This window comes from Arthrobacter sp. P4_F11 (genome assembly GCF_056401395.1).
Genome location: NZ_JBFUJK010000013.1, coordinates 36753 through 61764, shown reverse-complemented (window position 1 = coordinate 61764; position 25012 = coordinate 36753). Strand labels below are relative to the sequence as shown.

General features: G+C 67.4%; 20 protein-coding genes. 7 read left to right on the top strand and 13 right to left on the bottom strand.

Annotated features, from left to right (window positions below; genetic code table 11):
* Positions 1 to 2: 2 nt before the first annotated feature.
* The 6 genes from AC1DRO_RS14765 to AC1DRO_RS14740 all read right to left on the bottom strand — a co-directional run bounded on the left by AC1DRO_RS14765 (position 3) and on the right by AC1DRO_RS14740 (position 6745).
* Positions 3 to 1076 carry an amidohydrolase family protein gene (locus AC1DRO_RS14765; RefSeq protein WP_476951384.1) on the bottom strand — a complete coding sequence of 358 codons (1074 nt, stop codon included), beginning with the start codon at positions 1074 to 1076 and terminating at the stop codon, positions 3 to 5.
* A complete protein-coding gene (locus tag AC1DRO_RS14760; RefSeq protein WP_476951383.1) occupies positions 1073 to 2197 on the bottom strand; it encodes an FAD-dependent monooxygenase in 1125 nt (374 codons plus the stop codon). Before AC1DRO_RS14760 ends, AC1DRO_RS14765 begins: the two co-directional genes overlap by 4 nt.
* A gap of 87 nt (positions 2198 to 2284) precedes the next feature.
* Positions 2285 to 3328, bottom strand: coding sequence for a cyclase family protein (locus tag AC1DRO_RS14755; RefSeq protein WP_476951382.1), 1044 nt, complete (start codon positions 3326 to 3328; stop codon positions 2285 to 2287).
* Positions 3325 to 4287, bottom strand: a complete 963-nt coding sequence (locus AC1DRO_RS14750) for a fumarylacetoacetate hydrolase family protein (RefSeq protein ID WP_476951381.1) — start codon at positions 4285 to 4287, stop codon at positions 3325 to 3327. Before AC1DRO_RS14750 ends, AC1DRO_RS14755 begins: the two co-directional genes overlap by 4 nt.
* 6 nt (positions 4288 to 4293) lie before the next feature.
* Positions 4294 to 5313 (bottom strand): VOC family protein, encoded by a 1020-nt coding sequence (locus tag AC1DRO_RS14745; protein ID WP_476951380.1) that lies wholly within the window; start codon positions 5311 to 5313, stop codon positions 4294 to 4296.
* Between the two features lie 211 nt (positions 5314 to 5524).
* Positions 5525 to 6745, bottom strand: coding sequence for an ROK family transcriptional regulator (locus AC1DRO_RS14740; RefSeq protein ID WP_476951379.1), 1221 nt, complete (start codon positions 6743 to 6745; stop codon positions 5525 to 5527).
* 387 nt (positions 6746 to 7132) lie between these two features.
* Between AC1DRO_RS14740 and xylA the strand changes: the two genes are divergently transcribed.
* Both xylA and AC1DRO_RS14730 read left to right on the top strand, forming a co-directional pair.
* A complete protein-coding gene (gene xylA, locus AC1DRO_RS14735) occupies positions 7133 to 8323 on the top strand; it encodes a xylose isomerase (RefSeq protein WP_476951378.1) in 1191 nt (396 codons plus the stop codon).
* 19 nt (positions 8324 to 8342) lie between these two features.
* Positions 8343 to 9869: a xylulokinase gene (locus tag AC1DRO_RS14730; protein ID WP_476951377.1), complete on the top strand. Its 1527-nt coding sequence runs from the start codon at positions 8343 to 8345 to the stop codon at positions 9867 to 9869.
* 162 nt (positions 9870 to 10031) lie between these two features.
* Here AC1DRO_RS14730 and AC1DRO_RS14725 read toward each other — a convergent pair whose 3' ends face one another.
* The 6 genes from AC1DRO_RS14725 to AC1DRO_RS14700 form a co-directional block, all read right to left on the bottom strand.
* Positions 10032 to 10871: a hypothetical protein gene (locus AC1DRO_RS14725; RefSeq protein WP_476951376.1), complete on the bottom strand. Its 840-nt coding sequence runs from the start codon at positions 10869 to 10871 to the stop codon at positions 10032 to 10034.
* Between the two features lie 225 nt (positions 10872 to 11096).
* A complete protein-coding gene (locus AC1DRO_RS14720) occupies positions 11097 to 12419 on the bottom strand; it encodes an MFS transporter (RefSeq protein ID WP_476951375.1) in 1323 nt (440 codons plus the stop codon).
* Positions 12416 to 13546 carry a sugar phosphate isomerase/epimerase family protein gene (locus tag AC1DRO_RS14715; protein WP_476951374.1) on the bottom strand — a complete coding sequence of 377 codons (1131 nt, stop codon included), beginning with the start codon at positions 13544 to 13546 and terminating at the stop codon, positions 12416 to 12418. Before AC1DRO_RS14715 ends, AC1DRO_RS14720 begins: the two co-directional genes overlap by 4 nt.
* Before the next feature lie 66 nt (positions 13547 to 13612).
* Positions 13613 to 15103: a MocR-like pyridoxine biosynthesis transcription factor PdxR gene (gene pdxR, locus AC1DRO_RS14710; protein ID WP_476951373.1), complete on the bottom strand. Its 1491-nt coding sequence runs from the start codon at positions 15101 to 15103 to the stop codon at positions 13613 to 13615.
* 120 nt (positions 15104 to 15223) lie between these two features.
* The gene (locus AC1DRO_RS14705; protein WP_476951444.1) at positions 15224 to 15925 is read right to left on the bottom strand and encodes an SCO1664 family protein; all 702 of its coding nucleotides are present in this window, start codon (positions 15923 to 15925) and stop codon (positions 15224 to 15226) included.
* 13 nt (positions 15926 to 15938) lie between these two features.
* Positions 15939 to 16616, bottom strand: coding sequence for an MSMEG_4193 family putative phosphomutase (locus AC1DRO_RS14700; protein ID WP_476951372.1), 678 nt, complete (start codon positions 16614 to 16616; stop codon positions 15939 to 15941).
* Between the two features lie 146 nt (positions 16617 to 16762).
* On the opposite strand from AC1DRO_RS14700, the gene AC1DRO_RS14695 reads away from it, so the two are divergent.
* From AC1DRO_RS14695 to AC1DRO_RS14685, 3 genes are read left to right on the top strand one after another with little or no spacing between them, the layout of a single operon-like run.
* Positions 16763 to 18151: a sigma 54-interacting transcriptional regulator gene (locus tag AC1DRO_RS14695; protein WP_476857600.1), complete on the top strand. Its 1389-nt coding sequence runs from the start codon at positions 16763 to 16765 to the stop codon at positions 18149 to 18151.
* A gap of 25 nt (positions 18152 to 18176) precedes the next feature.
* Positions 18177 to 20180: a vWA domain-containing protein gene (locus AC1DRO_RS14690; protein WP_476951371.1), complete on the top strand. Its 2004-nt coding sequence runs from the start codon at positions 18177 to 18179 to the stop codon at positions 20178 to 20180.
* A gap of 32 nt (positions 20181 to 20212) precedes the next feature.
* Complete coding sequence (locus tag AC1DRO_RS14685; RefSeq protein WP_476951370.1) at positions 20213 to 21670, top strand: MFS transporter; 1458 nt, start codon at positions 20213 to 20215, stop codon at positions 21668 to 21670.
* Positions 21671 to 21708: 38 nt separating this feature from the next.
* Here AC1DRO_RS14685 and AC1DRO_RS14680 read toward each other — a convergent pair whose 3' ends face one another.
* Positions 21709 to 22440: a GntR family transcriptional regulator gene (locus tag AC1DRO_RS14680; RefSeq protein ID WP_476951369.1), complete on the bottom strand. Its 732-nt coding sequence runs from the start codon at positions 22438 to 22440 to the stop codon at positions 21709 to 21711.
* A 147-nt stretch (positions 22441 to 22587) separates the two neighbouring features.
* Here AC1DRO_RS14680 and AC1DRO_RS14675 point away from each other — a divergent pair, with 147 nt between their 5' ends.
* Both AC1DRO_RS14675 and AC1DRO_RS14670 read left to right on the top strand, forming a co-directional pair.
* Positions 22588 to 23970, top strand: a complete 1383-nt coding sequence (locus AC1DRO_RS14675; protein ID WP_476951368.1) for an MFS transporter — start codon at positions 22588 to 22590, stop codon at positions 23968 to 23970.
* The gene (locus tag AC1DRO_RS14670; protein ID WP_476951367.1) at positions 23967 to 24992 is read left to right on the top strand and encodes an L-idonate 5-dehydrogenase; all 1026 of its coding nucleotides are present in this window, start codon (positions 23967 to 23969) and stop codon (positions 24990 to 24992) included. The genes AC1DRO_RS14675 and AC1DRO_RS14670 overlap by 4 nt, the downstream gene beginning before the upstream one ends.
* Positions 24993 to 25012 lie beyond the last annotated feature (20 nt).

The following is a 25012-nucleotide window of genomic DNA, read 5'->3' as shown; positions in this document are numbered from 1 at the left end:
CCTTAGGCTGTGCGGCGGGCAGTGAGGGCCGAGGCGGGGGTGATGCCCAGGGCAGCAGCGTTGCCGGACAGCACCCTGGCTTCGTCCTCGGCGGAAAGCTGTGCCGCGATGACCTCGGCCGCGGGGCGGTCGGAGCCCATGTCGAACGGGTAGTCCGAGCCGAGCAGCACCTGCCCCGGGCCAGCGGCGGCCACGAGGGCCCGCAGTTCGGCCGGGCTGTGGACCAGGGAGTCGAAGAACAGCTTCTTCACATACGACGACGGCGGCTCAGCGCAGCCGTGTGCCTCCGGCCGGACCCGCCAGGCGTGATCGGAGCGGCCAAGGCTGGTGGGAAGGTAGCCGCCGCCGTGCGCGGCCAGAACTTTGAGATCCGGGTGCCGGTCCAGGACCCCGCTGAAAATCAGGTGGGACAGAGCCACCGCATTTTCCGCGGGCTGGGAGACGGTGTTGGCGAGGTAGAAGCGGTCCAGCCGCTCGTCCAGCGAGCACCCGAACGGGTGCAGGAAGACCAGAGCACCAAGCTCCTCGGCCCGGCTCCAGAACGGCTCCAGCCTGGGGTCGGAGAGCTCAACGGTGCTGCGCCCCGGGTCGGCGGGGGTGGCGGCGAACGAGCCGATTTCCACGCCTAGCAACCCGCACTCCAGCATGGCGTGTTCCAGGGCTTCGACCATCAAGGAAGGGTGCTGCAGCGGGACCAGGCCCAGGCCGTTCAGCCGTTCGGGGGCGCGGTCCACTAACTCCCGCACCGCCTGGTTGGCAGCCTTGGCAACCTGCAGGGCCAGCTCTTCCGCGGCGAAATAGTAGAAGTGCGACGGCGACGGCGAAACCAGCTGCACGTCCACGCCTTGGGCGTCCATGTCCGCAAGACGGCGGTCCAGGTCCGTCAGCTGCGGCCAGCGCTCCTTGATCATCTTTCCCGAAGCGGCCATCGACTCTGGTCCGTTACGCCGGACTTCCAGGGCCTGTTGAGCGCCGAAGCCCTCGGGATCAGCTTCGGCCACCAATTGCTGCAGGGCCGGAAGCAGGATGTGGGCGTGGACGTCCACGGTCGGATTTTCAGCACGGCCGGTGCTCATGCGGGCTCCCTAACCAAGCTGGAGACTGAATGCATGAGGCCCGGTACGTTGGCGTCCCGGACGCCGTCGAGCATCCACTGGCCCAGCTGGACGGAGGCGTCGACCACTGCTTTTGCCCGGTCCAGTCGGCGGTCGGTGAACTCTTTCCAGAGCGTCTCGGTAATGTCGTCGGCGCCGATCAGGATATCGGCCAGCACGGCTGCGTCTTCCATTGCCATGGCAGCACCTTGCGCGATGGTCGGCGGGCAGCTGTGGGCGGCGTCGCCGATGATGACGGTGCGGCCGCGGTTCCACGGCCCGTCCACCAGGTGGGTAGTGAACCACGTGTAGTTGATACGGGCGCTCTGGTCCAGGTTGGCGCGGATCTCGTTCCACGGGCCGCCGTAGGCTGCGGCGAGTTCGGCCATAATGCGGGGGCCGTCCTCGTGCTTGCGCTCCTGGGCCCTTTCCACGAGGTAGGCATAGATGGTGTCCGGGCCGGTGGGGCAGTAGCCGGCAATAAAGCAAGGCCCGCCGTACGTCAGGTCGGTGCGGACCACGTCCTGCGGCCGTTCCACGAACGCGCGCCAGATGCCCATGCCCGTGGACCGGGGTTCACCATCGATGCCGATGGCCTTGCGGACAGCTGAGTGCAGGCCGTCGGCGCCGATCAGGAGGTCGTAGCGGGCGGTGCCGCCGTCGGCGGTGCTCACGGTGACGGAACCGCCGTCGTCCGTTATTTCGGTGACCGTCTTGCCGTAGCTGATCCGCGCGCCTGCCCGCCCGGCACGCTCGCGGAGGATGGCGGTGAGGTCGGGGCGGTACATGCCCAGGGTGGCTGGGAGATCGTCACCGCCGGTCCGCATGTCATCCAACACGGCGATGACGGTGCCGGCGGGGTCCGGGGCGCGCAGGCCGAGGGTGCTGAACGCGTAGCCCTTCGCCTCGATTTGCTCCCAGACACCCAGCTGGCGGAGGACCCGCAGGGCGTTCCCCTGCAACGTGATTCCAGAGCCAAGGGTTTGCGGGGCATCGGCCTTCTCCAGGATTTCAACCTGGATTCCCGCGTCGGCCAGCAGGATGGCGGCGGTCAGTCCCGCGGCTCCCGCCCCGACGATTCCGACGTTCTGTACTGCTGCCATCGCTGACTCCTTTGTATTGACGGCGTGACTGATGATGGTTGTGGTGCTGTTGTATCTTTCTTGCCGCTGGCGATTACCGGACGGCGATTACCGCACGGCGATCGGGTTGACGGGCGATCCGACGGCGCCGGTAATGGGCAGGGGCGCCGCGGTGAGCAGGAAGTCGTACCTGCCGTCTGCCGCGCAAGCCTCCGCGAGGCCGTCCGGGTCCCACATTTCGCCGAGGAACAGTCCGAGGTTGGGGATGGCGATCTGGTGGAGGGGCTGGAAGGCGCCGTCGAACTCGTTGGGCCGGACCTCGAAACCCCAGGTGTCCGTGGCGATCCCCGCGATTTCACTGCGGTGAAGCCAGGGTGCGGTGCTGAAGGACAGCCCGGGGGCTGAGCCGCCGGCGTAGTCGCCCCAGCCGTCGCGGCGCACCCGGGTGTGCTGTCCGGTGCGGATCACCAGGATGTCGCCCCGGCCAACCTTTGAGCTGGGGCCCTGCAGGTCGATGGTCCGCTGGAGGTGTTCGGGGGTGATGGCGAAACCGTCCGGCAGCTCGCCGTCGTTCCTTCCCAGTTCGGGTCCGAGCGCGCGGCCGACGTCCAGCAGGACGCCGCGGGTGACGATCTTGGCCGCGGCGGTTTCGATGCCGGTGACCAGGTCGCCTTCGGAGGTGACCACGTCCCCTGCGGCGCGGCCGTTCCAGGCCTTGCCCTGGTCGAAGATGTGGCCGAGGCCGTCCCACTGGGTGGAGCACTGCAGCGGCATGGCAATGACGTCGTCCGCGCCGCCGAAGCCGTGCGGGAAGCCCTGGTTGCCGCGTTCGGCGTCCACCCCGGTGTCGGTCATGGTGTGGACAGGGTTGGTGCGCCGCCGCCAGCCTTTCTGCGGTCCGTTGGTGTCGAACGGCTGGGACAGCGAGAAGGCCTCGCCCGTCTTTACCAGGGCTGCTGCTTCAATGCGCTTGTCCGCGTCGATGAAGTTCAGGGTCCCAAGTACGTCGTCCTGGCCCCAGCGGCCCCAGTTGTTGTGGGATTCGGCCATGGCGCGGATGCTGCCGAGCGGATCGTCACGCCGGATGACCGGGGAATCGGTGGCTGATTCCCCGGTGCCGGTGGTGGTTGGTGCTGTGTCCTGGCTGGTCACTGCTGGCTGCCTTCAGTGACAACTTCGTCCTTGCAGTGGATGAGCTGGGTGCCCAGGCCCGTAATGGTGCCCTCCATGACGTCGCCGTCCCGGAGCAGCCTTCCCCAGTGCTGGCCGTTGCCGGCGGGGCTTCCGGTGAGCACCAGGTCTCCCGGGCGCAGCGGCATGATCTGGGAGGCCTCGCTGATCAGCTTGGCGACACCGAAGATCATGTCTGAGGTGGACTCGTCCTGCATTGCCCTGCCGTTGAGCTTCAGCGTGACCTGGACGTCCTGCGGGTCGCCGAAGAACTTGGCGGGTACCAGCAGCGGTCCGGTGGGCAGGAAGCCGGGGGCGTTCTTGGCGCGGTACCAGTCCGAGCCGATCGCTGGCATGTCCTTGCGGAACACGTACTCACGGGTTGTGATGTCGTTGACCATGGTGTAGCCGAAGACGTAGTCCAGGGCTTCCTCGGGGGTGACCCGGAACGCCGTCCTGCCGATCACCGCGGCCAGTTCAAGTTCCCAGTCGTGGGACTTGGAGTAGGCAGGCAGGGTGAGGTCATCCGTGGCGGATGCGATCGCCGTCGGGAGCCCGATGAAGAAGTACGGCGTTCCCTGACCCGCGCGCTTGTCCATCATCGCGGCGGTCCGGTCCCGGACTTCGTCCTCGTCCTGGCCGGGTTCGCGGTGGGCTGCAGCGAGGTCGATGACGTGCTTGCGGTAGTTGGCGCCGGTCTGAAGGACCTGGACAGGCTCTACCGGGGCGAGGACCTCGATGTCGGCCATTGCCAGGCCGGTATCCTCGCCGGCCGATGCGGCGATGGCGTCCAGCTGGCTCTCGGTCGTGTCCCAGTGCTCGATCAGGGCGTTGATCTCCCCATCCAGCGGCAGGACGCGGTCGCCGACCAGCAGGCCCGCGCGGGCCTTGCTGTCACCGGTCTCCTGGAACCGGATGAGTGCATATTGTGTTTCGGCCATGGTGTCCTAGCCCCGTCCCTGCTTGGCGTAGGGGTTCAGGAGGGCTTCCTTCATCTCCGGGGACGCGCCTTCTTCGGTGGCGGTAAAGCCTTCCGCGGGAGGGAAGGATTCGGTCATGGAGTGCGGCATGGCGCCGTTCTTGTAGAAGTTATTGGAGCCCTCGGAGGGCTTCCAGGTGTTGGCTTCCCAGTCCGGGACGTAGTTGCGGTATCCGCCGGAGTTGAGCTCGACGCGCAGGCCTGACGGGTCGCGGAAGTAGAGGAAGTTCTGCTCGCCCACGCCGTGGATGGAGGGGCCGTATTCCATGGCGGTGCCGTTTTCCATCATGACATCCGCGGTACGGAGCAGGTCTTCGGTGGCGTCCACCCAGAAGGCGATGTGGTTGACGCGTCCCGCGCGGCTGGAGGTGTCCAGGACCACGCCCAGGTCGTGGGACTTTTCGTTGGTCGTGAGCACGGAGAAGACGGTGATGGGTGCCTCGTCCAGGTCCACGAACGCCATCACGCGGAAGCCCAGGGCCTCGTTGTACCACTTGGCGAAGCCTCGGACATCGGAGGAGGCCACGGTGACGTGGTCCAGGAAGCGGGGCGCTGCGGCATGGCTGCTGCGGCGCTCCGGCCGGTCCGGGTAGGTGGATTCAAAACCGGGCTCGGCCACGAACTTCTCAACGTCGAAGAAGAGGCGCATGGGGTGGCCATAGGGGCCGGTGAATTCGTAGGCCTTGCCGTAGCCGTGACCGCCTGGCGTCCAGTTGCCCTGGACACCGGTTGATTCGACGCGCTGGGCTGCGGCTTCCAGGGCAGCCTGGGAGGTGGCGCGCCAGGCCATCCGGCCCAGGGAAGCTTCCGGACCTTCGGTGAGGACCAGGCTGTAGCGGTAGTAGTCACCCCAGCAGCGCAGGTAGACGTTGCCGTCCACGCGGTCGATGATGCGCATGCCGAACTCTTCCTCGTAGAACCGTGCCGAGGCTTCGACGTCGGGGGTGGTGATCTCGAGGTGGGCAAGATGGGAGAGGGGAGTTTCCACGTTGAATTCCTTCTAAGTACTGATTGCCTTGAGTGGGGTCGCTGCAGGTCTAGTAACCAGACTGAGGCAAAAGAGGTATTCGGTGAAGAGGCGTTTCCTGATGCCACCTATTTGTATGGCAGATAGCTGGCTTGAGTGGTCGATCCGCGCGCAGTGCCGTACCCGCTGCTCCGGCTTTTGAACCAGTGCCGGGTGAACCAGTGCCGGGTTCCTAGCCCGCCGCGGGCGCGGTGCGGGTGGTTGTGCCGAAGCCCGCTGGGTCGGCCAGGAAGGGGGTAAACGCCAGCTCCGCGGCCCCGATCATCAACAGGTCAGAACCGAGCGCTGCACGGTAGATCTCGACCTGGCCGGCCGGGCCGTCCATTGCCTGGGAGAGCAGCACTCCGTCCACCGACTCCGGTGCGAGGGCGTACAGCGTTCCCAGGAAACCGTCCAGGACGATCGCCTCGGGGTTGAAAATGTTCACGGCATTGCGCAGGGCTATGTCCAGGAACATGAGCTGACGTGCCACTTCGTCGTTCACCTCAGCACTGCTGCTGGTCGCCAGCGCCTTTTCGAGGTCGGCGGTGTCGCCGCGGCTTAGGCCGGCCAGTTCGAGGAGGCGGGACTGGGAGACTTCGGTTTCCAGGCAGCCCGTGGCGCCGCAGTGGCAGCTCTTTCCTCCGGAGCGGACAAAGGTATGGCCGATCTCCCCGGCGTAGCCGGAGGCCCCCCTGAGCAATTGCCCGTCGGAGATGATTCCGCCGCCGATGCCGCTGGCGCCGCCGTTGAGGTAGATCAGGTTCCCCTGCCCGGCGCCGGCGCCGAAAATCAGCTCCGCTTCGGCGCCGAGGGAGGCGTCGTTCGCGGCCTGGCACGGATAGCCGGTGGCTTCGCTCAGCATTCGGGCGACCGGCTCGTTCCGCCAGCCCAGGTGCGGAGCGTGCCGGACCACGCCGTCGTCGCGGTTGACCAGGCCCGGCACGGCCATGCCAATGCCCGTGATCCGGTAGGACGCATCCAGCTCGGAGCGCATCCCGGCGATAACAGCCGATGCGATATTCACCGCTTCGCGGGCGCTCGGAATCCGTTCAGTGTCGAAGCGGATCTTCTTTTGCACCTTCCCCCCGAGACTGACCAGGCCGATAGTGACGGCGTCGATCTCTGGGTTGACTGCCAACGCCGCGACCGACGGGCTCGGATGGACGTCCGGACTCGGCCTGCCGACCTGCCCTTCACCGGCGCGCGCCGTTTCATAGACCAGGCCCAACGCAACGAGCTGTCCGATCAGCGTCCCGACGGTGGAACGGTTCAGTCCCGTGTGCCGGGTCAGTTGGGCACGGCTGAGGACGCCGTGGTGGTGGACGAGGGAGGTCAGCAGCGACAAATTGTTGCGGCGGGACGGATCCGGCTCCCTCGCCGCCGCGGAAGCAAGAGTACGTGGAGGCATCATCGTGACACTATCAGCGGCCGGCCACCGTGCAGTTCAGGAAGGCGTTGCGGAATTTCCCATCCGAATCCAGCCGGAGGTCTTGCGGTTCCGACGCAGTGCACGGATGGGTTTCGGAGCTGAGGCTTTCCGGCCAATTGCGTTCGGTCACCATCTGATCAATCACGGTGGGATCCTTCCCTCAAGGGCCTCATTGCTAGATCTGCCGCCCAAATTGCTGTTATGCACAACTTAACATCCACTCACCCGCAGCGCCAGAGCCGGGTACCCATTCCGCGCTAGCGGGGGTTGACACCGACAAAATTCATAATATGTTTGGGTCTAGAACAATTCCCGCTGGTTTCCCCGCCAGCCGCGCAACAGCAGCCACCCCTACCTTCGGAGCATTCAATGGCGATTCAGCCCACCCGTGACGACAAGTTTTCCTTCGGCCTCTGGACGGTGGGCTGGGAGGCCCAGGACCAGTTCGGTTCCGCCACCCGCCCGCCGCTGGATACGGTCGAAGCCGTCAACAGGCTCAGCGACCTCGGCGCCTACGGCATCACCTTCCACGACAACGACCTCTTTCCCTTCGGCTGCTCCGCGGCCGACCGCCAGCGCGAAATCGACCGGCTCACAGGTGCGCTGAAGGCCACCGGCATGATCGTCCCGATGGTCACCACCAACCTCTTCAGCCACCCCGTCTTCAAGGACGGCGGCTTCACCAGCAACGACCGCGGCGTCCGGCGCTTCGCCCTGCGCAAGGTCCTGGACAACATTGACCTCGCCGCCGAGCTGGGTGCGGAAACCTTCGTCATGTGGGGCGGCCGCGAAGGCAGCGAATACGACGCCGCGAAGGACATCCGCGGCGCGCTGGAACGCTACCGCGAAGCCGTGAACCTGCTGGGCGACTACGTCACGGACAACGGCTACAACATCCGGTTCGCCATCGAGCCCAAGCCCAACGAACCCCGCGGCGACATCCTCCTGCCCACCCTGGGCCACGCCCTGGCGTTCATCGAAACCCTCGAGCGCCCCGAACTGGTGGGCATCAACCCCGAGACCGGGCACGAGCAGATGGCCGGACTGAACTTCACCCACGGCATCGCCCAGGCGCTCTACCAGGGCAAGCTCTTCCACATCGACCTCAACGGCCAGCGCAGCATCAAGTTCGACCAGGACCTGGTGTTCGGCCACGGCGACCTGCAGAACGCGTTCTCCCTCGTGGACCTGCTCGAAAACGGCGGCCCCGACGGCGGACCGGCCTACGACGGCCCGCGCCACTTCGACTACAAGCCCAGCCGCACCGAGGACATCGACGGCGTATGGGACTCCGCGGCCGCCAACATGCAGACCTACCTGCTGCTCAAGGAACGCGCCAAGGCTTTCCGCGCCGACCCCGAGGTCCGGGCCGCGCTGCAGGCCTCCCGCGTGGCGGAAATCAACGAACCCACCCTCAATCCGGGCGAAGGCTACGAACAGCTCCGCGCCGACCGCGCCTCCTACGAGGACTTCGACGCCGACGCCTACTTCGGCGGCAAGGGCTTCGGCTTCGTGAAGCTGCAGCAGCTCTTCATCGAGCACCTGCTCGGCGCCCGCTAAGACCGTGACGGCTGCTCCCATGACACTTGTTGCCGGCGTCGACTCCTCCACCCAAAGCTGCAAAGTGGTGGTCCTCGACGCCGGCACCGGCACGCTGGTCCGCGAGGGCCGGACCGCCCACCCGGACGGAACGGAAGTCCACCCGGACCACTGGTGGCGGGCCTTGTCAGCGGCGTTCGACGACGCCGGCGGGCTGGCGGACGTCAGCGCGCTCTCGGTGGGGGGCCAGCAGCACGGCATGGTGCTGCTGGACCACGACGGCAACGTAGTGCGCCCGGCGCTGCTGTGGAACGACACCCGATCGGCGTCGGCAGCGGCCGCTCTCACCGACGAAGTGGGGGCGGAGGACTTTGCCCGCAGGACCGGGCTGGTCCCGGTGGCCTCCTTCACCATCACCAAGATCCGCTGGGTCCGGGACCACGAACCGGACCTGGCGGACCGGGTGGCGGCTGTTGCGCTGCCCCACGACTGGCTGACCTGGCGGCTCCGCGGTTACGGCCCGGCAGCAGCCAGCCCGCTGGGCCCGGACCTGGACCAGCTCACCACCGACCGCTCCGATGCCAGCGGCACCGGATACTGGAGCCCTTCGGCCGGCGAATACGATCTGGAGCTGTTCAAACTGGCCTTCGGCCGGGACGCCAGGGAGGCCAGCGGGGGTGCCGGGCACCGGGATCCAGGCACCGTGGTTCTGCCGCGGGTGCTCGGCCCCGGGGACGCCGCCGGGGCGGTTCACCCCGGCTGCTTCGGACCCGCGACCAAGCTGCCCGGCCAGTCCGGATCAAGCCCGGCCGGACCCGGGCACCGCATTCTCCTCGGTGCCGGCGCCGGGGACAACGCGGCCGCCGCCCTCGGTCTGGGGGCCGAACCCGGTGACGTGGTGGTGTCTGTCGGCACCAGCGGCACGGTGTTCTCGGTGGCCTCGCGGGCCGTTGCCGATCCCAGCGGAACGGTGGCGGGCTTCGCGGACGCCAGCGGAGAATACCTGCCCATCGCCGTCACACTCAATGCCGCGCGCGTGCTCGGCTCCGTGGCCGGCATCCTGGGCGTGGACTTCGACGAACTTGCGCGACTTGCCCTGGGCGCCGAACCCGGCGCCGGCGGCGTGGTGCTGGTGCCGTATTTCGAAGGTGAGCGCACGCCCAACCTGCCCCACGCCAAGGCCAGCTTCCACGGGCTCAGCATTGCCTCCAGCACCAGGAGCAACCTGGCCCGGGCCGCCATCGAAGGCATGCTCTGCGGGCTGTCCGGCGGCCTGGAAGCCCTGCGGGCGCAAGGCGGCGCGGCAACACGGCTCCTGCTGATCGGCGGCGCCGTGCAGAACCCCGCGGTGCAGGCCATCGCAGCCCAGGTCTTCGACCTGCCGGTCGTGGTCCCGAACCCGGGGGAGTACGTGGCCCGGGGGGCTGCCGTCCAGGCAGCCTGGGCCTCCAGCGGCAACCGGCCGGCCTGGCCGGTCGCGGTGGACGCCGCACCCGCCCCGGACTTCCACCCGGCCATTATGCAAAACTACCTGCGGGCGAGCAGTCGCGTAGACCCCGGCAACTGAGCCGGAGCTCATGATTGCCTTTGCTTCATCGGGGTAACGAAATGCCGGCTGACCGCTGAGAATACGGTGGTCCTCGTCGGATGAGCCAGCCGCCACAACACCGCCGCCCGGCCCCGCCATCCCTAACAGGTGCCTATCGGTCCTTGATCCCTATCATCACCATTACGGTGCGGGCTGCCCGGCCGATCCCGAATCCGAGGACACCTCGGGCTGCGGGGTCGGTTCAGTTGCAGGGGCAGGCTCCGGGCTCTGGCCGGTTTCGGGGGCGACGTCCGCTGGCGTGCTGTCGCTTGGTGCGCCGGCTCCCGGCACTGCGGTTCCGGCCGAGCCGCTGTCCGCGCCACTGGTGCTACCGTCCGTGGTCAGGCCATCTACTTTGTTGGCGCCTTCCTCGACTTTCGCAGGCACTTGCTCAACTTGCCCAGGTCCTTCCTTCACGTCCTTGGTGGATGCGTCCGTTTTGTCCGGGGCAGTCGGAGTGCCGCCCAGGGCCGTGCCCAGCGTCGTCGTGGGTCCGGTCGCACCGCCCTCGATGCTCGACGCCGACGAGACAAGGCTGGAGATGGGCTTATTGGTTCCGAATTCGACCGCAGTGACACCGACCATCGCGATAACGAATGCGGCAGCGCTGACCGCCCCGACCTTAATCCAGGTCTTCGGTGTGAACTGCCTCTTCAGCCGTTTGGCTCGAGGTCCGTCGTTCTCGGCCGGGGCGCTGGCGGCCAGCACGCCGGCGTCGTCAGCGGGCAGTCCACCCCGGCGTCGCTTTGGGATTTTCGTCATTGCCACGGTGGCGGCCGAACTGAGTGTCCGGGCATACAGGGCGGCGCCCACCGTGGCAACGATGGAGCCGAGTGCGGCGCCAATAAGCGTCCCGGCAACGCCAAGAAAGGACCCCACCAAGGCAGAGGTCACAGCGGCCAACGCCGATCCAATAGTCTGGGTGCCACTTAGCCCGAGGAGCTGTTTCGGCTTGTCTTCAATAGCGGAGTCTGCAGGCATCTTCAAACACATTTCAGTCAGATAAATGTTACGAACAGATAACTTTACCCTGCTGGCGGGTGGCTCCTGGCTGCCTGCGTAAAAATTTGAGACGCTTCACGGTAGATGATCGGCGCCATCCACGCCTCAGACGCCGGCTGGCCCGCACTGTAGTCGCCTTCGCCCAAACGCCAGCGGACGACGGCGGAAGCCCCGCCGCCGTCCGGTAAAGAGTCCGGTAAACGATCAGACCTCCGCCGCAGTCCGTCGGGCCCGGGCGGCCCGCACGAGCCCGCTGGACACGGCCGCTCCCACGAGGGCGAGGGCCGCGAGCACGAGGAACACGATGTGGTAACCGCCGGCTCCCGGATTCGCATCGAGGATTGCCCCGTAGACGATGAAAGCGAACATCCCTGGTGCATAGCCGACCAGGCAAGCGATTCCGAAAGCCGTGCCGCTGGTCTCCTCCGGAATCCCGACCTCGTCCATCGGCGCCCAGAACACACCCCGCATGGTGAAGACGATCAGTGAAAACAGCAGGGTCACGATCATCGCCGGGATCTGGCTGCCCGGATCGGCCGGGAGGAGCAGCAGCACCGCCACCACCGGGATCAGGCACAGGAACGCCAACCGGATGTACCGGCTCGCACCCTTGACTACCTTGTCCGCGAGGACTCCGCCGAGCGGGCCACCGATGATTTTCAGACCGTACTGGTTGATGATGCCGTAGGCGCCGACCAGCGCGACAGGCAGCCCGTACACGTAGGTCAAATACGGGATGAAATAGGTGAGGCCGCAGTACACGACGTACACCATGAACACGGTGAAGCTCACCCACCACAGCTGCGGCTGCTTCGCGGCACGCCAGATTTCGCCGAGGCCGGCCTTCTTCTTCTTCGCCACGGGCTGCTCGCTCGCCGGCTCGCTCGCCGGCTCGCTTGTCTGATTGCTTGGCCGACTGCGAAGCAGCAGGAACAACAGCACGCCGACGACGACGTCAATGATGGCGTAGAAGGCAATGGCCGCACGGAATCCGCCGGTACCCGAACCGAGCAGGACGAAAATTCCCAGCGCGGAGAACGCCACGGCAGTGTCGACGACACCGCGACCGCCCTCGAGGAGGCCGAAGAGCCGCCCCTGTTCCTTCGAGCCGCCAAGCTGACGGATGCTCTTCAGCAACGCAGGCCAGACCAGGCAGTCCGAGCACACGGCGAGCAGCGCGAACAGGAGCAGGAGCGTGCTGAAGCCGGGGAACGTGCTGAGCAACAGGCCCAGCGCTCCGGTGCCGACGAGTCCGAGCGGGATGAGGATCCGCGTGGAGAAGCGATCGGCGAGGTAACCGCCGACAATGAAGAGCGCCGTCGCGACCATCGAGTTGACGCTCAGCAGCGTACCGATCTCAGTGTGGCTGAGGCCCATCGCCTCCTGCATGGGGACGTAGAACGCGTCCTTGAGGTTGGCGAGCTTATAGATCGTGCCGCCCGCCATAACGAGCAGGGCGAAGCGGATCCACTTGCTCCAGTCGACACGGTTCGTGGACTTCCCGGGGGTCTGAGTCAATGTGGTCATCGTGCACCTGCCAGAGAGTTGGTTGTGTCGAGCTGGGCGACGGCGACGTTGCGCAGCGAGGTCAGCAGATCCTTCACATAGGCCACCTGGTGGTCGGCCCAGCCGGGTTCTGCAGCGAGCAGCTCGTCCCGGGTCCATCCGGCCGGGATGCCGGTAGCGCTCAGATCGCGGTACGGGATGAACGGGTCCGCGCCCTCGCCGGCGTGCCGGAAGGCGGGAGCGTAGTAAAGATTTTCCTGTTCGAGGGCCAGGGCGATCACCTGGGGCTCGTCCTCGCCGAGCATCAGGAGCTCGAAGAGCATCCGCGCACCGGGCAAGTCGTCCTCAGGGCTTCCCTGCAGCACACCGCGGTGACCATAGCCGTCCCCCTCGGGGAGAACATGCACCCCTTTTAGGTGAACCTGCAGGATGTGCGGCGCGAGCGCGGAGAGGGCATCCATCGGGCGCTCGCAGGCATTGATCATGTTCCCGAAATCAAACATGGCGTGCAGGCGCGGATGGGAGACCCGGCCCAGCAACTCGGCGATCTCGGTGGAGCGCAGTTCCTCGTGCTGCTCGAAGGAGAAGTGCAGATCGTGCTCGTCTGCGAGCACGGCGAGCCGGCGCAGGTCCTGCTCGATCAATGTCATCACCTGCGAGAGCGTGCCCTCGAAGCGCGAGTAGACGCGGATGTGCCGGACGCCGAGGACCCCCGCGATCCGGACCACCTCGTCCACGTCCGCGCGCAGGGTGGTGCTGATCTCGAGGTGGATGCTCAGGCCCAGGTGGCGCGCGCGGTCGGCGAACTCGCGCAGCCTGTTCTCGCTCATCCGGCCCAGGCTCCGCTCCTCGCCGTCGAGGAGGTGGATGCAGGCGCCGGCCAGGCCGTGCCGATGCGCGAAGTCGAGCACATCATCGGGCCCGTACCCGCCGTAGGTCAGGTTGCCAAGGAGGGCGTAAGCGTGTGCGAACAGAGGGGCGCGGTCGATCCGTTCGATCAGGGTCCGGGCCAGCTCGTCGGTCAGGCGGGGCAGGGACCCGATCTCCTCTTCGTTGAGGCGGGATCTCAGGAGCGCCTGAAATTGGGCATCGGCAGGGGGCATCGTTGGCTCCTCGGGAGGCGTGTCAGGGGTGGTGGCGAATGTCACTCACCATTTGTACGCCGATAATGGAACGCAAAAAAGATCCATTAAGGCCACAGTCTTTAAGTCCATTCAGGAACCTGCGGCGACGCGCTCCCATCGGTCCCACGCGGCGGCCATCCTGCCGACAGCCTGCGGCATGTGCTCCTCCGCGGTGCCGGCGAACCCGATCAGCAGCGCCGGGGGGAGCTGCCGGGTGAGCCGGTACTCGCCGAGGGGGTAGGTGTACACCCGGCCCGCGGCCAGTCCCCTGGCTACCTCGATATCGTCGACCGGTTCACGGAGCCAACCCATGACGTGCAGGCCAGCGTCGACCGGGGCGGCTTCAATCCTGTGGCTCAACTGGTGATCGATTGCTTCGAGCAGGGCGTCCTGACGTGCCGCGTAGAGACGCCGGGTGCGGCGAAGGTGGGCGTGCAGATGCCCTTCCGACAGGAAGTCCGTGAGGGCCATCTGGAGCACCATCGCGGGCGGGCGCCCAATGACCGATGATGCGGATGCGAACGGCTTCACCAGGTCCTCCGGCAGCACGCAGTATCCGAGGCGGATCGACGGCGCGAGCACCTTGCTGAAGGAGCCCACAGTGATCACCTGCCTGCTCAAATCGAGCCCGAACAGGGTGGGGAGGAATTTCCCGCGGTAGCGCAGCTCGCTGTCGCAGTCGTCCTCGACGATCCAGCTCCCGTTTCGTTGCGCCCACGCGATCCACTCCGCCCTTCGCCCCGGGCTCATCGCAATGCCGAGCGGATGCTGCCGCGCGGGGGTCAGGCAGGCCAGGCGTGCCGGAGCCGCGTCGTCGTCCGGGAGGACTGCTCCCTCGTCGTCGACGGGGACGCCCCGGACAGGACAGCCCTGGGACTGGAAGGCGAGCCGTCCGGAGATGTGCCCCGGGTCCTCGACGACGACGGGGTCGCCGGCGTCGAGCAGGAGAACCGCCAGCACGTTGAAGGCCTGCTGCGCACCGGAGGTGACGACCACCTGGTCCGCCGTGCACCCCAGGGCTCTCACGTCGTTGACGTATTCCGCGATCGCTTCCCGCAATGGGCGGTAGCCGTGGGGATCGCTGTAGCCGATCGCAAGCGGATCGGTGCGCCCGGCATGGCGCCCCAACAGGCGCTTCCAGGTCGCCGCGGGGAAAGCCGAGGACGCAACCTGACTGGCAACGAACGATTCGGTCTCGGCCGGCGCCCACGTGTGCGGCGCCTCGCTGAACAGGTCGGTGCCCCGCGAAGAGGTGGCGGCTCCGCGTTCGGACAGCGGCGGCCGGGACATCGGCCGCTGCGGGGCGGCATCGCTCCACAGGGTGTCGACGTACGTGCCGTCACCCGCACGTGAGCGCAGGAAGCCCTCAGCAGTGAGTTGCTCGAACGCAGCCACGACAGTGATCCGCGATACTCCCAGCTCGGTGACGAGTGTGCGGGTCGAGGGCAAGCGGGTTCCGCTCGGCATAGAACCCGTCAGGATCTGGGTGCGCAACTGCGCATACAGCTGCTGGTGCAAAGGCTCAGCCGCTGCGCGGTCGAGCTCAAGTCCGGCCAGCAGTCGGCCACCAGCGCTCTTCATCCCGCGAACCGCGGAGCTGATTTCACCATGGCCCCATTTTACGGGCCCGATTCCAGCTGGCCGTCGGTCCGGACGTTGCGGCAGATGGCGGGATCGTTGGACACCCGGACGGGCGGGTGCCTAAACGAGGGGCCACGGGTAGCGCATGCCGGTGCGGTCAACCGGCAGGACCCGCGCGTGCAGCAGGCGCTGGACGCGGCGCTGCAGGGCGGCGACCTCGTCGTCGTCGAGGAGCTCGGCCACCTCGGGAGGAGCGGCCTCGGCGAGCGGGGCGATGTCCTCGAGCAGCGCATCGGGGATGGGATCACCGGCGAAGTCCCAGATCACGGTGCGGAGTTTGAAACTCGCGGAGAAGCACAGCCCGTGGTCGATGCCCCAGACCCGTCCGTCGTCGCCGCGCAGCACGTGCCCGCTTTTGCGGTCGGTGTTGTTGGCGACGTAGTCGAACAGGGCGATGCGGGCCAGGTCGCGGTGCGTCTCGGGGGCGTCCTCGATCAGGGTGAAGTAGTGCTCGCCGAAGTCGCATTCGATGAACCACTGCAGGGACCCGACGCCCAGCGGGGCCTCGTCGCGGATCACCGTCGGCGGGACGAAACCCCAGCCCAGAGATTCGCTGAGCAGGTAGGCGGCGCGTTCGCGCTTGTAGAGTCCGGGCTCGAAGTCGGACAGCGGTCTTTCGCCGGCCTCCGGCTTGTAGACCGCGTACCCCTCGTCCTCGCCGCAGGAGACCTGGACCAGGAACGTCTCGTTGCTGCTGCGCGGGATGCGTCCGACCAGCTCGACCCGGCCCTCCGTGAGCAGGGTCAGCTCCCGGCCGGACACCGGCTGCCCCAATTCATGACGCCCGCAGCCCGCTGAGCGGTTCCGACGTCGAATTCACCATCAACACGGCCGGGTCCTGCCCCTCCACAAACGAGATGGCCGACACCGAGCCCGGGCTGATAACGATCCGTTGGAAAAGGTCCAGCCGCGTCCCCAAGGCGTAGGCGACGGCGGCCTTGATGGGATCGGCGTGGGAGAAGCAGACCACGACACCCCCGGCGTGGGCCGCGCACAGGGGCTCTAGTGCTCCGATGATCCGCGCCTGCATTTCCGTGAAGCTCTCACCGTTCGGGAAACGGAAGGCGGATGGGCTATGCTGCACGGTCTGCCACTCGGGCAGGGCCGCCAGGTCCGCGATCGCGGCACCGGTCCATTCGCCGAAATCGCACTCCAGCAGCCCCTCGTCGTGCGCCACCGCCAGTCCCGTGCGGGCCGCCGTCGGCTCTGCCGTCTCGCAGGCGCGCTCCAGCGGGGAGGAATAGAGGGCGTCGACGGACAAGCCCGCGAGCCGTTCCGCGACCCGTTCCGCCTGGGCCCGGCCCCGGTCGGACAGATGCAGTCCGGGGGCGCGCCCTGGGAGCACCATGCCCGTGGTCGGCGTTTCCCCGTGGCGCACCAGAAGCAGGAGCGTGCCCTGCCGCTCGGGTGAGGTCGCGGGGGCCGGAGGTGCCGGCGCGGTTGATGCAGTCATCAAGAATCAGCCTAACGCTCACCGCCTGCCCCGTCCCTCGCAAGCTCGGACCGGGGACCCGGGCGGCTCTCTTGCACCCCGGCCCAATGCGCAGGAATCTGCAAGAACCCTCGATTCCCCGCACGGTAGAGGTCTACGGTGGAGGAGTGAGTGATCGCCCCGATATCTTCACTGTTGGTGAACTGCGTGCCTCCGGCCACGTCCACAAGGACCTGCGCCGCGAAATCCGCGACAACCTGCTCGCCGCCCTTGCCGCCGGCCGGGATCCCTGGCCCGGGATGTTCGGGTTCAGCCGGACCGTCCTGCCCCAGCTCGAGCGGGCCCTGCTCGCCGGGCACGACGTCGTCCTGCTGGGCGAACGGGGCCAGGGCAAGACGCGGCTCCTGCGCACCCTGGCCGGGCTGCTGGACGAGTGGTCGCCGGTGATCGAGGACTCGGAACTGAACGAACACCCGTACGAACCCATCACGGAGCATTCCCGCGCCCTGGCCCTCACCGAGGGGGACCGGCTGCGGGTGGCGTGGCGGCACCGCTCGGAACGGTACGTCGAAAAGCTCGCGACGCCGGACACGTCCGTCGCGGACCTGATCGGCGACGTCGACCCGATGCGGGTGGCCGAGGGACGCCGGCTCGGGGACCCGGAAACCATCCACTACGGCCTGGTCCCGCGCTCCAACCGCGGCATCATTGCCATCAACGAGCTGCCCGACCTGGCCGAGCGGATCCAGGTCTCGATGCTCAACGTGATGGAGGAACGCGATATCCAGATCCGCGGCTACGTGCTGCGGCTGCCGCTGGACGTCCTGGTGGTCGCGTCCGCCAACCCGGAGGACTACACCAACCGCGGCCGGATCATCACGCCCCTGCGGGACCGCTTCGGCGCCGAGATCCGCACCCACTACCCGATCGAGCTCGACGACGAGGTCGCCGTCATCCGGCAGGAGGGTCAGCTGGTGGCCGGCGTCCCGCCCGTCATCCTGGAGATCCTGGCCCGCTACACCCGGGCGCTGCGGCAGTCGCCGGCGGTCAACCAGACCTCCGGGGTTTCCGCGCGGTTCGCCATCGCCGGCGCCGAAACCGTTGCCGCGGCGGCCCTGCGCCGGGCCAGCGTGCGCGGCGAGGACGAGGCTGTCGCCCGGATCATCGACCTGGACGCCGCCGTGGACGTCCTCGCCGGGAAGATCGAGTTCGAATCCGGTGAGGAAGGCCGTGAACAGGACGTCCTGGACCACCTCCTGCGCATGGCCACCGCGGAAGCCGTGCGGGCGCACTTCCACGGCCTGGACATGGGCCCGCTCGTGGCCGCGCTCGACGGCCACGCCACGGTCACCACCGGGGAACTGGTCACCGCGCGGGAGTTCCTTCACAATCTTCCGTCCCTCAACGGATCCAGCCTCTACGACGACATCAGTGAGCGCCTGGGCGCGGAAAACGACGGGCAGCGCGCCGCCGCCGTCGAACTTGCACTGGAAGGGCTCTACCTTGCCCGGCGGATCTCCAAGGAGTCCGACGACGAGGAGACGATCTACGGGTAGGCAGCTTTACGGCTAAGGAGGCCTCATGACCGCTCACAACCGGTCCAGGTATGGCCGGTACACGGGAGGACCGGATCCGCTCGCCCCGCCGGTGGACCTGGCGGAGGCGCTGGACGCCGTCGCCGAGGACGTCATGGCCGGATACTCGCCCCGGCACGCCCTCCGGGAGTTCCTGCGCCGCGGCGGCCGGAACCGGGAAGGCCTCGACGACCTCGCCGGCCGCGTTCAGCAGCGGCGCAGTGAACTGCTGGCCCGGCACAACCTGGACGGCACCCTCAGCGAAGTCCAGAAGCTGCTGGAGACTGCGGTGCTGGAGGAGCGCAAACAACTAGCCCGCGACGCGATGATGGACAACACCGACCGCGCCTTCCGGGAGATGCAGCTGCAGAACCTGCCGCGCTCCACGGCGGCGGCGGTCAACGAGCTCGCCTCCTATGACTGGCAGTCCAGCACCGCGCGGGAGGCCTACGAGCGGATCAAGGATCTGCTGGGCCGCGAACTCCTGGACCAGCGGTTCGCTGGCATGAAGGAGGCGCTCGAGGGCGCCACCGAGGAGGATCGCGCGGCCGTGGCCGAGATGCTGCAGGACCTCAACGGGCTCCTCGGCAAACACCGCCGCGGCGAGGACACCGACGCGGACTTCCAGGAATTCATGGCCAAGCACGGCCAGTTCTTCCCGGAGAACCCGCAGTCGGTCGAGGAGCTGGTGGACGCGCTCGCCCAGCGCGCGGCCGCCGCCCAGCGGCTCCTGCAATCCATGTCCGCCGAGCAGCGCGAGGAGCTGATGCGGCTCTCCGCGCAGGCGTTCGGCTCGCCCGAGCTTATGGCACAGCTGGGCCAACTCGATTCCAACCTGCAGGCTTTGCGCCCCGGCGAGGACTGGTCCGGCTCAGAACGCTTCGAGGGCGAGGAAGGACTCGGGCTCGGCGACGGCACCGGCGTGCTCCAGGACATCGCCGAACTGGACGAGCTGGCCGAACAGCTCTCCCAGGCCTACAGCGGGTCACGCCTCGATGACCTGGACCTGGACGCCCTCGCCCGCCAGCTCGGACAGAATGCCGCCGTGTCGGCCCGCACCCTCGCGGAGATCGAGCGGGCCATGCAGGACGGCGGCTTCCTCCAGCGCAGCGCCGACGGTGATCTCCGGCTGTCCCCGCAGGCCATGCGGCGGCTCGGCAGGTCGCTGTTGCGGGACACCGCCAAGCAGCTCTCCGGCCGGCAGGGCCGCCGGGACACGCGGGTTGCCGGGGCGGCCGGGGAGCAGACCGGCTCCAGCCGCCAATGGGAGTTCGGCGACGCCGAGCCGTGGGACGTCACCCGCACCATCACCAACGCGATCCGCCGCACGATCGCCGACGGCGGTGACCCGGGCCGCGGACTGCGCCTCGCCGTGGGTGATATCGAAGTCACGGAGACGGAGGCGCGCACGCAGGCCGCCGTCGTCCTGCTCGCGGATGTGTCCTTCTCGATGGCCGCCGAGGGACGCTGGGTGCCCATGAAACGCACCGCCCTCGCCCTGCACCACCTCGTCTCAACCCGGTTCCGCGGCGACCGGCTGCAGCTGATCACGTTCGGCCGCTACGCGCAGACCATGGACATTGGTGAGCTCACGGCCCTGCCGGCCCTGCGGGAACAGGGAACCAACCTGCATCACGGCCTGCTGCTGGCCGGCCGGTTCTTCCGCCAGCACCCCTCGATGCAGCCCGTCCTGCTCGTGGTGACCGACGGCGAACCCACCGCGCACCTGCTGGCCGACGGCGAGTCCTGGTTCTGCTGGCCGCCGGACCCGGAGACCATCCGCCTGACGGTCGCCGAACTGGACCGCCTGGCCCGCGCCGGCACGCAGGCCACGTTCTTCCGGCTCGGCGACGACCCTTCCCTGGAACGCTTCGTCCAGCGGATGGCCCGCCGCATCGACGGCCGCGTGGTGGCGCCCGAGGCCGGGGACCTGGGCGCGGCCGTGGTGGGGGAGTACCTCCGCGCCCACTTCCGCGGCCGCCCCTACGACGACGCCGACTGGGCGCAATAGACACTGCTCAATAGACGACCGCACCGGGAGTGATGCACGTGACCACGATGCCTGCCGAGGGAGTCGGTTTCCGCTCCAAACGCGGACCTGTCCTCATTGCCCTGATGCTCTCCACCGGCCTGGTGGCGATCGACGCGACCGTGGTGGCGACAGCCGTGCCCGCGATCGTGCACGACATTGGCGGGTTCACGTCGTTCCCCTGGCTGTTCTCCGCCTATCTGCTGGCGCAGGCCGTGTCCGTCCCGGTCTACGCGAAGCTCTCCGACACCATCGGCCGCAAGCCGATCATGCTGATCGGAATCGGCCTGTTCCTGCTCGGCTCGATCCTGTGCGGAGCCGCCTGGAGCATGCCGGCCCTCATCGCCTTCCGCGTCGTGCAGGGCCTGGGCGCCGGCGCGGTCCAGCCGATGGCCATCACCATCGCCGGGGATATCTACACCCTCGCCGAGCGGGCAAAAGTGCAGGGCTACCTGGCGAGCGTGTGGGCTGTCTCCTCAGTGGTGGGCCCGACGCTTGGGGGAGTGTTTGCCTCGCTCGGGATCTGGCGCGGCATTTTCCTCGTGAACATCCCCCTCTGCCTTGTGGCCGGATGGATGCTGGTCCGGTCGTTCCACGAGAACATCGAGCCCGTGAAGCACCGGGTCGACTATCTGGGCTCGGGGCTGCTCACGGTCTCGCTCACGCTGCTCATTCTCGGGGCCCTCGAGGGTGGCCAGGCCTGGGCCTGGGACTCCGGCATCAGCGACGCAGTGTTCGCCGGCGGTGCCTTCCTGTTCGTCGCGTTTATCCTTGTCGAACGGCGGGCGGCGGAGCCGGTCCTGCCTTCGTGGGTGGTGTCCCGGCGGCTGCTGGCGACGACGGCGATGGTCGCTTTCGGCGTGGGAGCGGTCATGCTGGGCATCACATCGTACGTTCCGACGTTCCTCGTAGGAGCCCTCTCGACCTCCCCGATCGTGGCCGGGCTCGCCCTGGCGGCGCTGACCATCGGCTGGCCCATCAGTGCGTCCCAGTCAGGCCGCCTGTACCTGCGCATCGGGTTCCGGAACACTGCCCTGATCGGCATCACGGTCACCGTCATCGGCACGGGAGTCCTGGCCGTCACCGCCTCCGTCCCCAACGTTGCGCTCGTCGCCTTCAGCTGCTTCATCGTCGGGCTCGGACTCGGGCTGGTCGCGACCCCGACCCTGATCGCCGCCCAGACGAGCGTCGAATGGAACGAGCGCGGCGTGGTCACCGGCACCAACCTTTTCGCCCGGTCGATCGGCAGCTCCATCGGCGTCGCCGTCTTCGGCGCGATAGCGAACGCTGTCTACGCCGGTACCCCGCACGGCGATACGGATCCCCACACGATCGTGGCGGCGTCATCCGCCGTGTTCCTGGCCGTCATGATCGCCGCCGTGCTCACCGTCGTCGCCGTCATCGGCATGCCCGCGACGAAACCCGTCAAGCAGGTCCAGGCCGCCGCGCGAGGGTCATCCAGCAGCGGATGAGCTCTTGCCGCTCCCGGCAGAGCCCGTCAGGGCGCCGGTCAGGCCAGGCGAGCCACGCTGCGCCGAGTCGGCCGGCGCGTGGCTCCGTCGGAAAAAAGTTGCGGAGTGGCCTGTTGGATGCGTTGAACATCCTCAAAGACGCCTCGCAGGTGCAGGCGCAATGAGCTGTCGGCGTCCGCCAGGTTGTTGGCTTCCAGGGCGTCCACTACCGCGGCGTGTTGCTGGATCAGCGCCGCAATGGGCCTCGTCTCCAACAGGCTCAGGCGTCGTGCGCGATCGAGATGCGCCTTGGCGGAGTTGACCGCGGCCCAGGCGGATTCGTGCCCTGCAAGCCGGAGAAGCTCTCGATGGAACTCCTCGTCCAGGCGGAAGAACTCCTCCACGTCACCAGCGGCCTCAGCCTCCGTTTGGCCTTGAAGGATCGCACGAAGTCCCGCGATGCCCGCTACATCGACCGAGAGGTCGCGCAGGGAAGCGCACTCGATGGCCTCGCGGACAAACTGCGCTTCTGAGACCCGCCCGAGGTCCACGAGCGAGACGAAGGAACCGATCTGCGGGTAGACCTGGACCAGCCCCTCTTCCCTGAGCAGGATCAGGCTTTCCCGCACCGGCGTGCGGCTGACCCCCAGTTCCTGCGCGAGCTCGTTCTCCGAGAGCGGCTCACCCGGCGGCAGCTGCAGGGAGATGATGCGCCGCCGCAGCGTCTCCAGGGTCTGGTCACGCACGGACAGCCGCGGCGACTGTCCCCTGCTGTGTTTTTCGGATGCCATGCCCTCAGTCTATTCCCTTGACACACTAGAATGGTAGTGCTTGTATGGTAGTAGTTAGCGAGGTGCCGCCGGTCACATTGAGAGAACGCCGGCCTTCTTCCGTTCGACTCTCCCCTTCGTTTTTCATCGCCTGCAAAGGAGCATCAGATGACCGAGAGCATTGCGCCGCCCACCACCTTGCCGGAGACCAAACCCACCAAGGAACTGGCTAAAGTTGCTGTTTCCGGGTGGCTGGGAACTGCCATGGAATTCATGGACTTCCAGCTCTACTCCCTGGCAGCAGCCATCGTCTTCAACAAGATCTTCTTCCCCGATGTCAGCCCGGTCGTGGGCCTCATAGCCGCCATGGCCACCTACGGCGTGGGCTACGTTGCCCGTCTTGCCGGTGCCGTCTACTTCGGCCGCATGGGCGACAGGATCGGCCGCAAGAAGGTCCTCTTCATCACCATCGCCCTCATGGGCGCCTCAACAACCCTCATCGGATTCTTGCCCACGTACGCGATGATCGGCATTTGGGCTCCCATTCTGCTGGTTGTGCTGCGGTTGGCACAGGGCTTCGGGGCTGGCGCCGAGATCGCCGGTGCCACCGTGATGCTGGCCGAGTTCGCTCCGGCCCGCCGGCGAGGCCTCATCTCCTCCCTCGTATGCCTCGGCACGAACTCCGGCACGCTCGCCGCTTCCGCGCTCTGGGCAGTCCTGGTGAGCACACTTTCCGAGGAGCAGTTGCTGAGCTGGGGCTGGCGCATTCCGTTCCTGTTCAGCTTCGTGCTGATGCTCTTCGCCGTCTGGATCCGCCGCTCCCTCAAGGAAAGCCCGGTCTTCGAACAGCGGGCTGACGTGGTGGACGGCGTGGCACTGTCCAAGAGTCAAATCGTCGCGGCAGATGAGCTCGCAAACACCAGCACCATCGAAGCTGCCCTGCACCAGCGCAAGGGCAAGGCCTTCCTGATCGCCCTGGGACTGCGGTTCGGCCAGGCCGGCAACTCAGGGCTGATCCAAACCTTCCTGATCGGCTACCTCGCCACGGTCCTGCTGGTGGACAAGAGCGTGGGCACCACCGCCATCGTGTACGGCTCCCTGCTCGGATTTCTCACCATCCCCGTCATGGGCGTGCTGGGGGACCGGTTCGGCCGCAAGCCCCTGTACCTGGTGCTGAGCTCCCTCACCGCACTGTTCGCCATCCCGATGATGCTCATGGTCACCAGCGGCAATTCCGCGCTCATCACTATCGCCTTGGTCATCGGGCTGAACCTCGGCGTCCTGAGCCTCTTCGCCATGGAGAGCGTCACCATGGCCGAGTTCTTCGGAGCACGCACCCGCTTCACCCAGCTCGCGCTGGCCAAGGAAATCGGTGGCATCCTGGCTACCGCCATCGGCCCGCTGCTGGCCGCCACCCTCACCGCCATCACCGGACAGTGGTGGCCGCTCGCCGCGATGCTCATTGGCTACTCCCTGATCACCCTGATCTCGGCAGCCGTGGGACCCGAGGTCCGCGGCCGGGACCTGGTCCGTCTGGAAGATGCCGTATGAAAGCCGTCGTCGTCCACGGAGCAAACGACCTCCGCATTGATGACCGTCCCGAACCCGTCGCCGGAGCCGGCGAGGTAGTCATCGACGTCGAATGGGGCGGGATCTGCGGCTCGGACCTCTCCTACTGGCGCCACGGCGCCTCCGGGACCGCGGTCCTGAAGTCGCCGCTCGTCCTCGGCCATGAAGTGGCCGGCCGAATCGCCCAGCTGGGCGCCGGTGTCCACGACCTCGAGGTCGGCCAACCCGTCACCGTGCACCCCGCGGAACTTGTGGGAGACGGAACCATGCCGGAGCGCCTGGCGGGGCGCACCAACCTCTACCCGCACATCAGGTACTTCGGTTCGGCGGCCTTTGACCCGCACACCGACGGCGGCTTCAGCGAGCGGAAGCTCGCCAAGGCTTCGCAGATCCGCCCGCTGCCCGACGGCGTGGACACCCTGTGCGGCGCGCTCGCCGAACCGCTCGCCGTCGCCATGCACGCCGTCAGCAGGGCAGGAACCCTCACCGGCAGAGACGTCCTGGTCAATGGGGCCGGGCCGATCGGCTCGCTGGTGGTTGCCGCGGCCAAGTACACCGGCGCGAGGACAGTCATTGCCGTGGACATCAACGACGCATCACTGCGGATCGCCAAGGCCATGGGAGCAGACGACGTCCTGAACGTCTCCGGCGGCGTCAGCCTTCCCGAAGACATGGAACTGGTCTTCGAAGCCACCGGAATCCCGGCAGTACTCGGAGGCGTGCTCCGGGCCACCGCCCGCGGTGGAACCCTGGTCCAGGTCGGCAACCTTCCCGGTGCCCCGGCGCCGGCCGCCCTCGGCGACCTGGTAACCCGCGAGATCACCTGGATCGGTTCCTACCGGTTCGTGGACGAGATCGGCGACGCCCTCCGCGCCATGGCCGACGGGCTGGACGTCTCCCCGGTCATCACCCACAAGTTCGGCATCGACCAGGCGGAGGAAGCCATGCGCGTCTCGGCGGACCCCGCCTCCGGCAGCAGCAAGGTCATGCTCCGCCTCGGCTGAGGCACGCCAATCCACCAAGC

Excerpts from the sequence above, each read along its gene's own strand:
- AC1DRO_RS14765 (WP_476951384.1), bottom strand. The coding sequence starts at position 1,076 with ATGAGCACCGGCCGTGCTGAAAATCCGACCGTGGACGTCCACGCCCAC.
- AC1DRO_RS14760 (WP_476951383.1), bottom strand. The coding sequence starts at position 2,197 with ATGGCAGCAGTACAGAACGTCGGAATCGTCGGGGCGGGAGCCGCGGGA.
- AC1DRO_RS14750 (WP_476951381.1), bottom strand. The coding sequence starts at position 4,287 with ATGGCCGAAACACAATATGCACTCATCCGGTTCCAGGAGACCGGTGAC.
- AC1DRO_RS14740 (WP_476951379.1), bottom strand. The coding sequence starts at position 6,745 with ATGATGCCTCCACGTACTCTTGCTTCCGCGGCGGCGAGGGAGCCGGAT.
- xylA (WP_476951378.1), top strand. The coding sequence starts at position 7,133 with ATGGCGATTCAGCCCACCCGTGACGACAAGTTTTCCTTCGGCCTCTGG.
- AC1DRO_RS14730 (WP_476951377.1), top strand. The coding sequence starts at position 8,343 with ATGACACTTGTTGCCGGCGTCGACTCCTCCACCCAAAGCTGCAAAGTG.
- AC1DRO_RS14725 (WP_476951376.1), bottom strand. The coding sequence starts at position 10,871 with ATGCCTGCAGACTCCGCTATTGAAGACAAGCCGAAACAGCTCCTCGGG.
- AC1DRO_RS14720 (WP_476951375.1), bottom strand. The coding sequence starts at position 12,419 with ATGACCACATTGACTCAGACCCCCGGGAAGTCCACGAACCGTGTCGAC.
- pdxR (WP_476951373.1), bottom strand. The coding sequence starts at position 15,103 with ATGAAGAGCGCTGGTGGCCGACTGCTGGCCGGACTTGAGCTCGACCGC.
- AC1DRO_RS14700 (WP_476951372.1), bottom strand. The coding sequence starts at position 16,616 with ATGACTGCATCAACCGCGCCGGCACCTCCGGCCCCCGCGACCTCACCC.
- AC1DRO_RS14690 (WP_476951371.1), top strand. The coding sequence starts at position 18,177 with ATGACCGCTCACAACCGGTCCAGGTATGGCCGGTACACGGGAGGACCG.
- AC1DRO_RS14685 (WP_476951370.1), top strand. The coding sequence starts at position 20,213 with ATGCACGTGACCACGATGCCTGCCGAGGGAGTCGGTTTCCGCTCCAAA.
- AC1DRO_RS14680 (WP_476951369.1), bottom strand. The coding sequence starts at position 22,440 with ATGGCATCCGAAAAACACAGCAGGGGACAGTCGCCGCGGCTGTCCGTG.
- AC1DRO_RS14675 (WP_476951368.1), top strand. The coding sequence starts at position 22,588 with ATGACCGAGAGCATTGCGCCGCCCACCACCTTGCCGGAGACCAAACCC.
- AC1DRO_RS14670 (WP_476951367.1), top strand. The coding sequence starts at position 23,967 with ATGAAAGCCGTCGTCGTCCACGGAGCAAACGACCTCCGCATTGATGAC.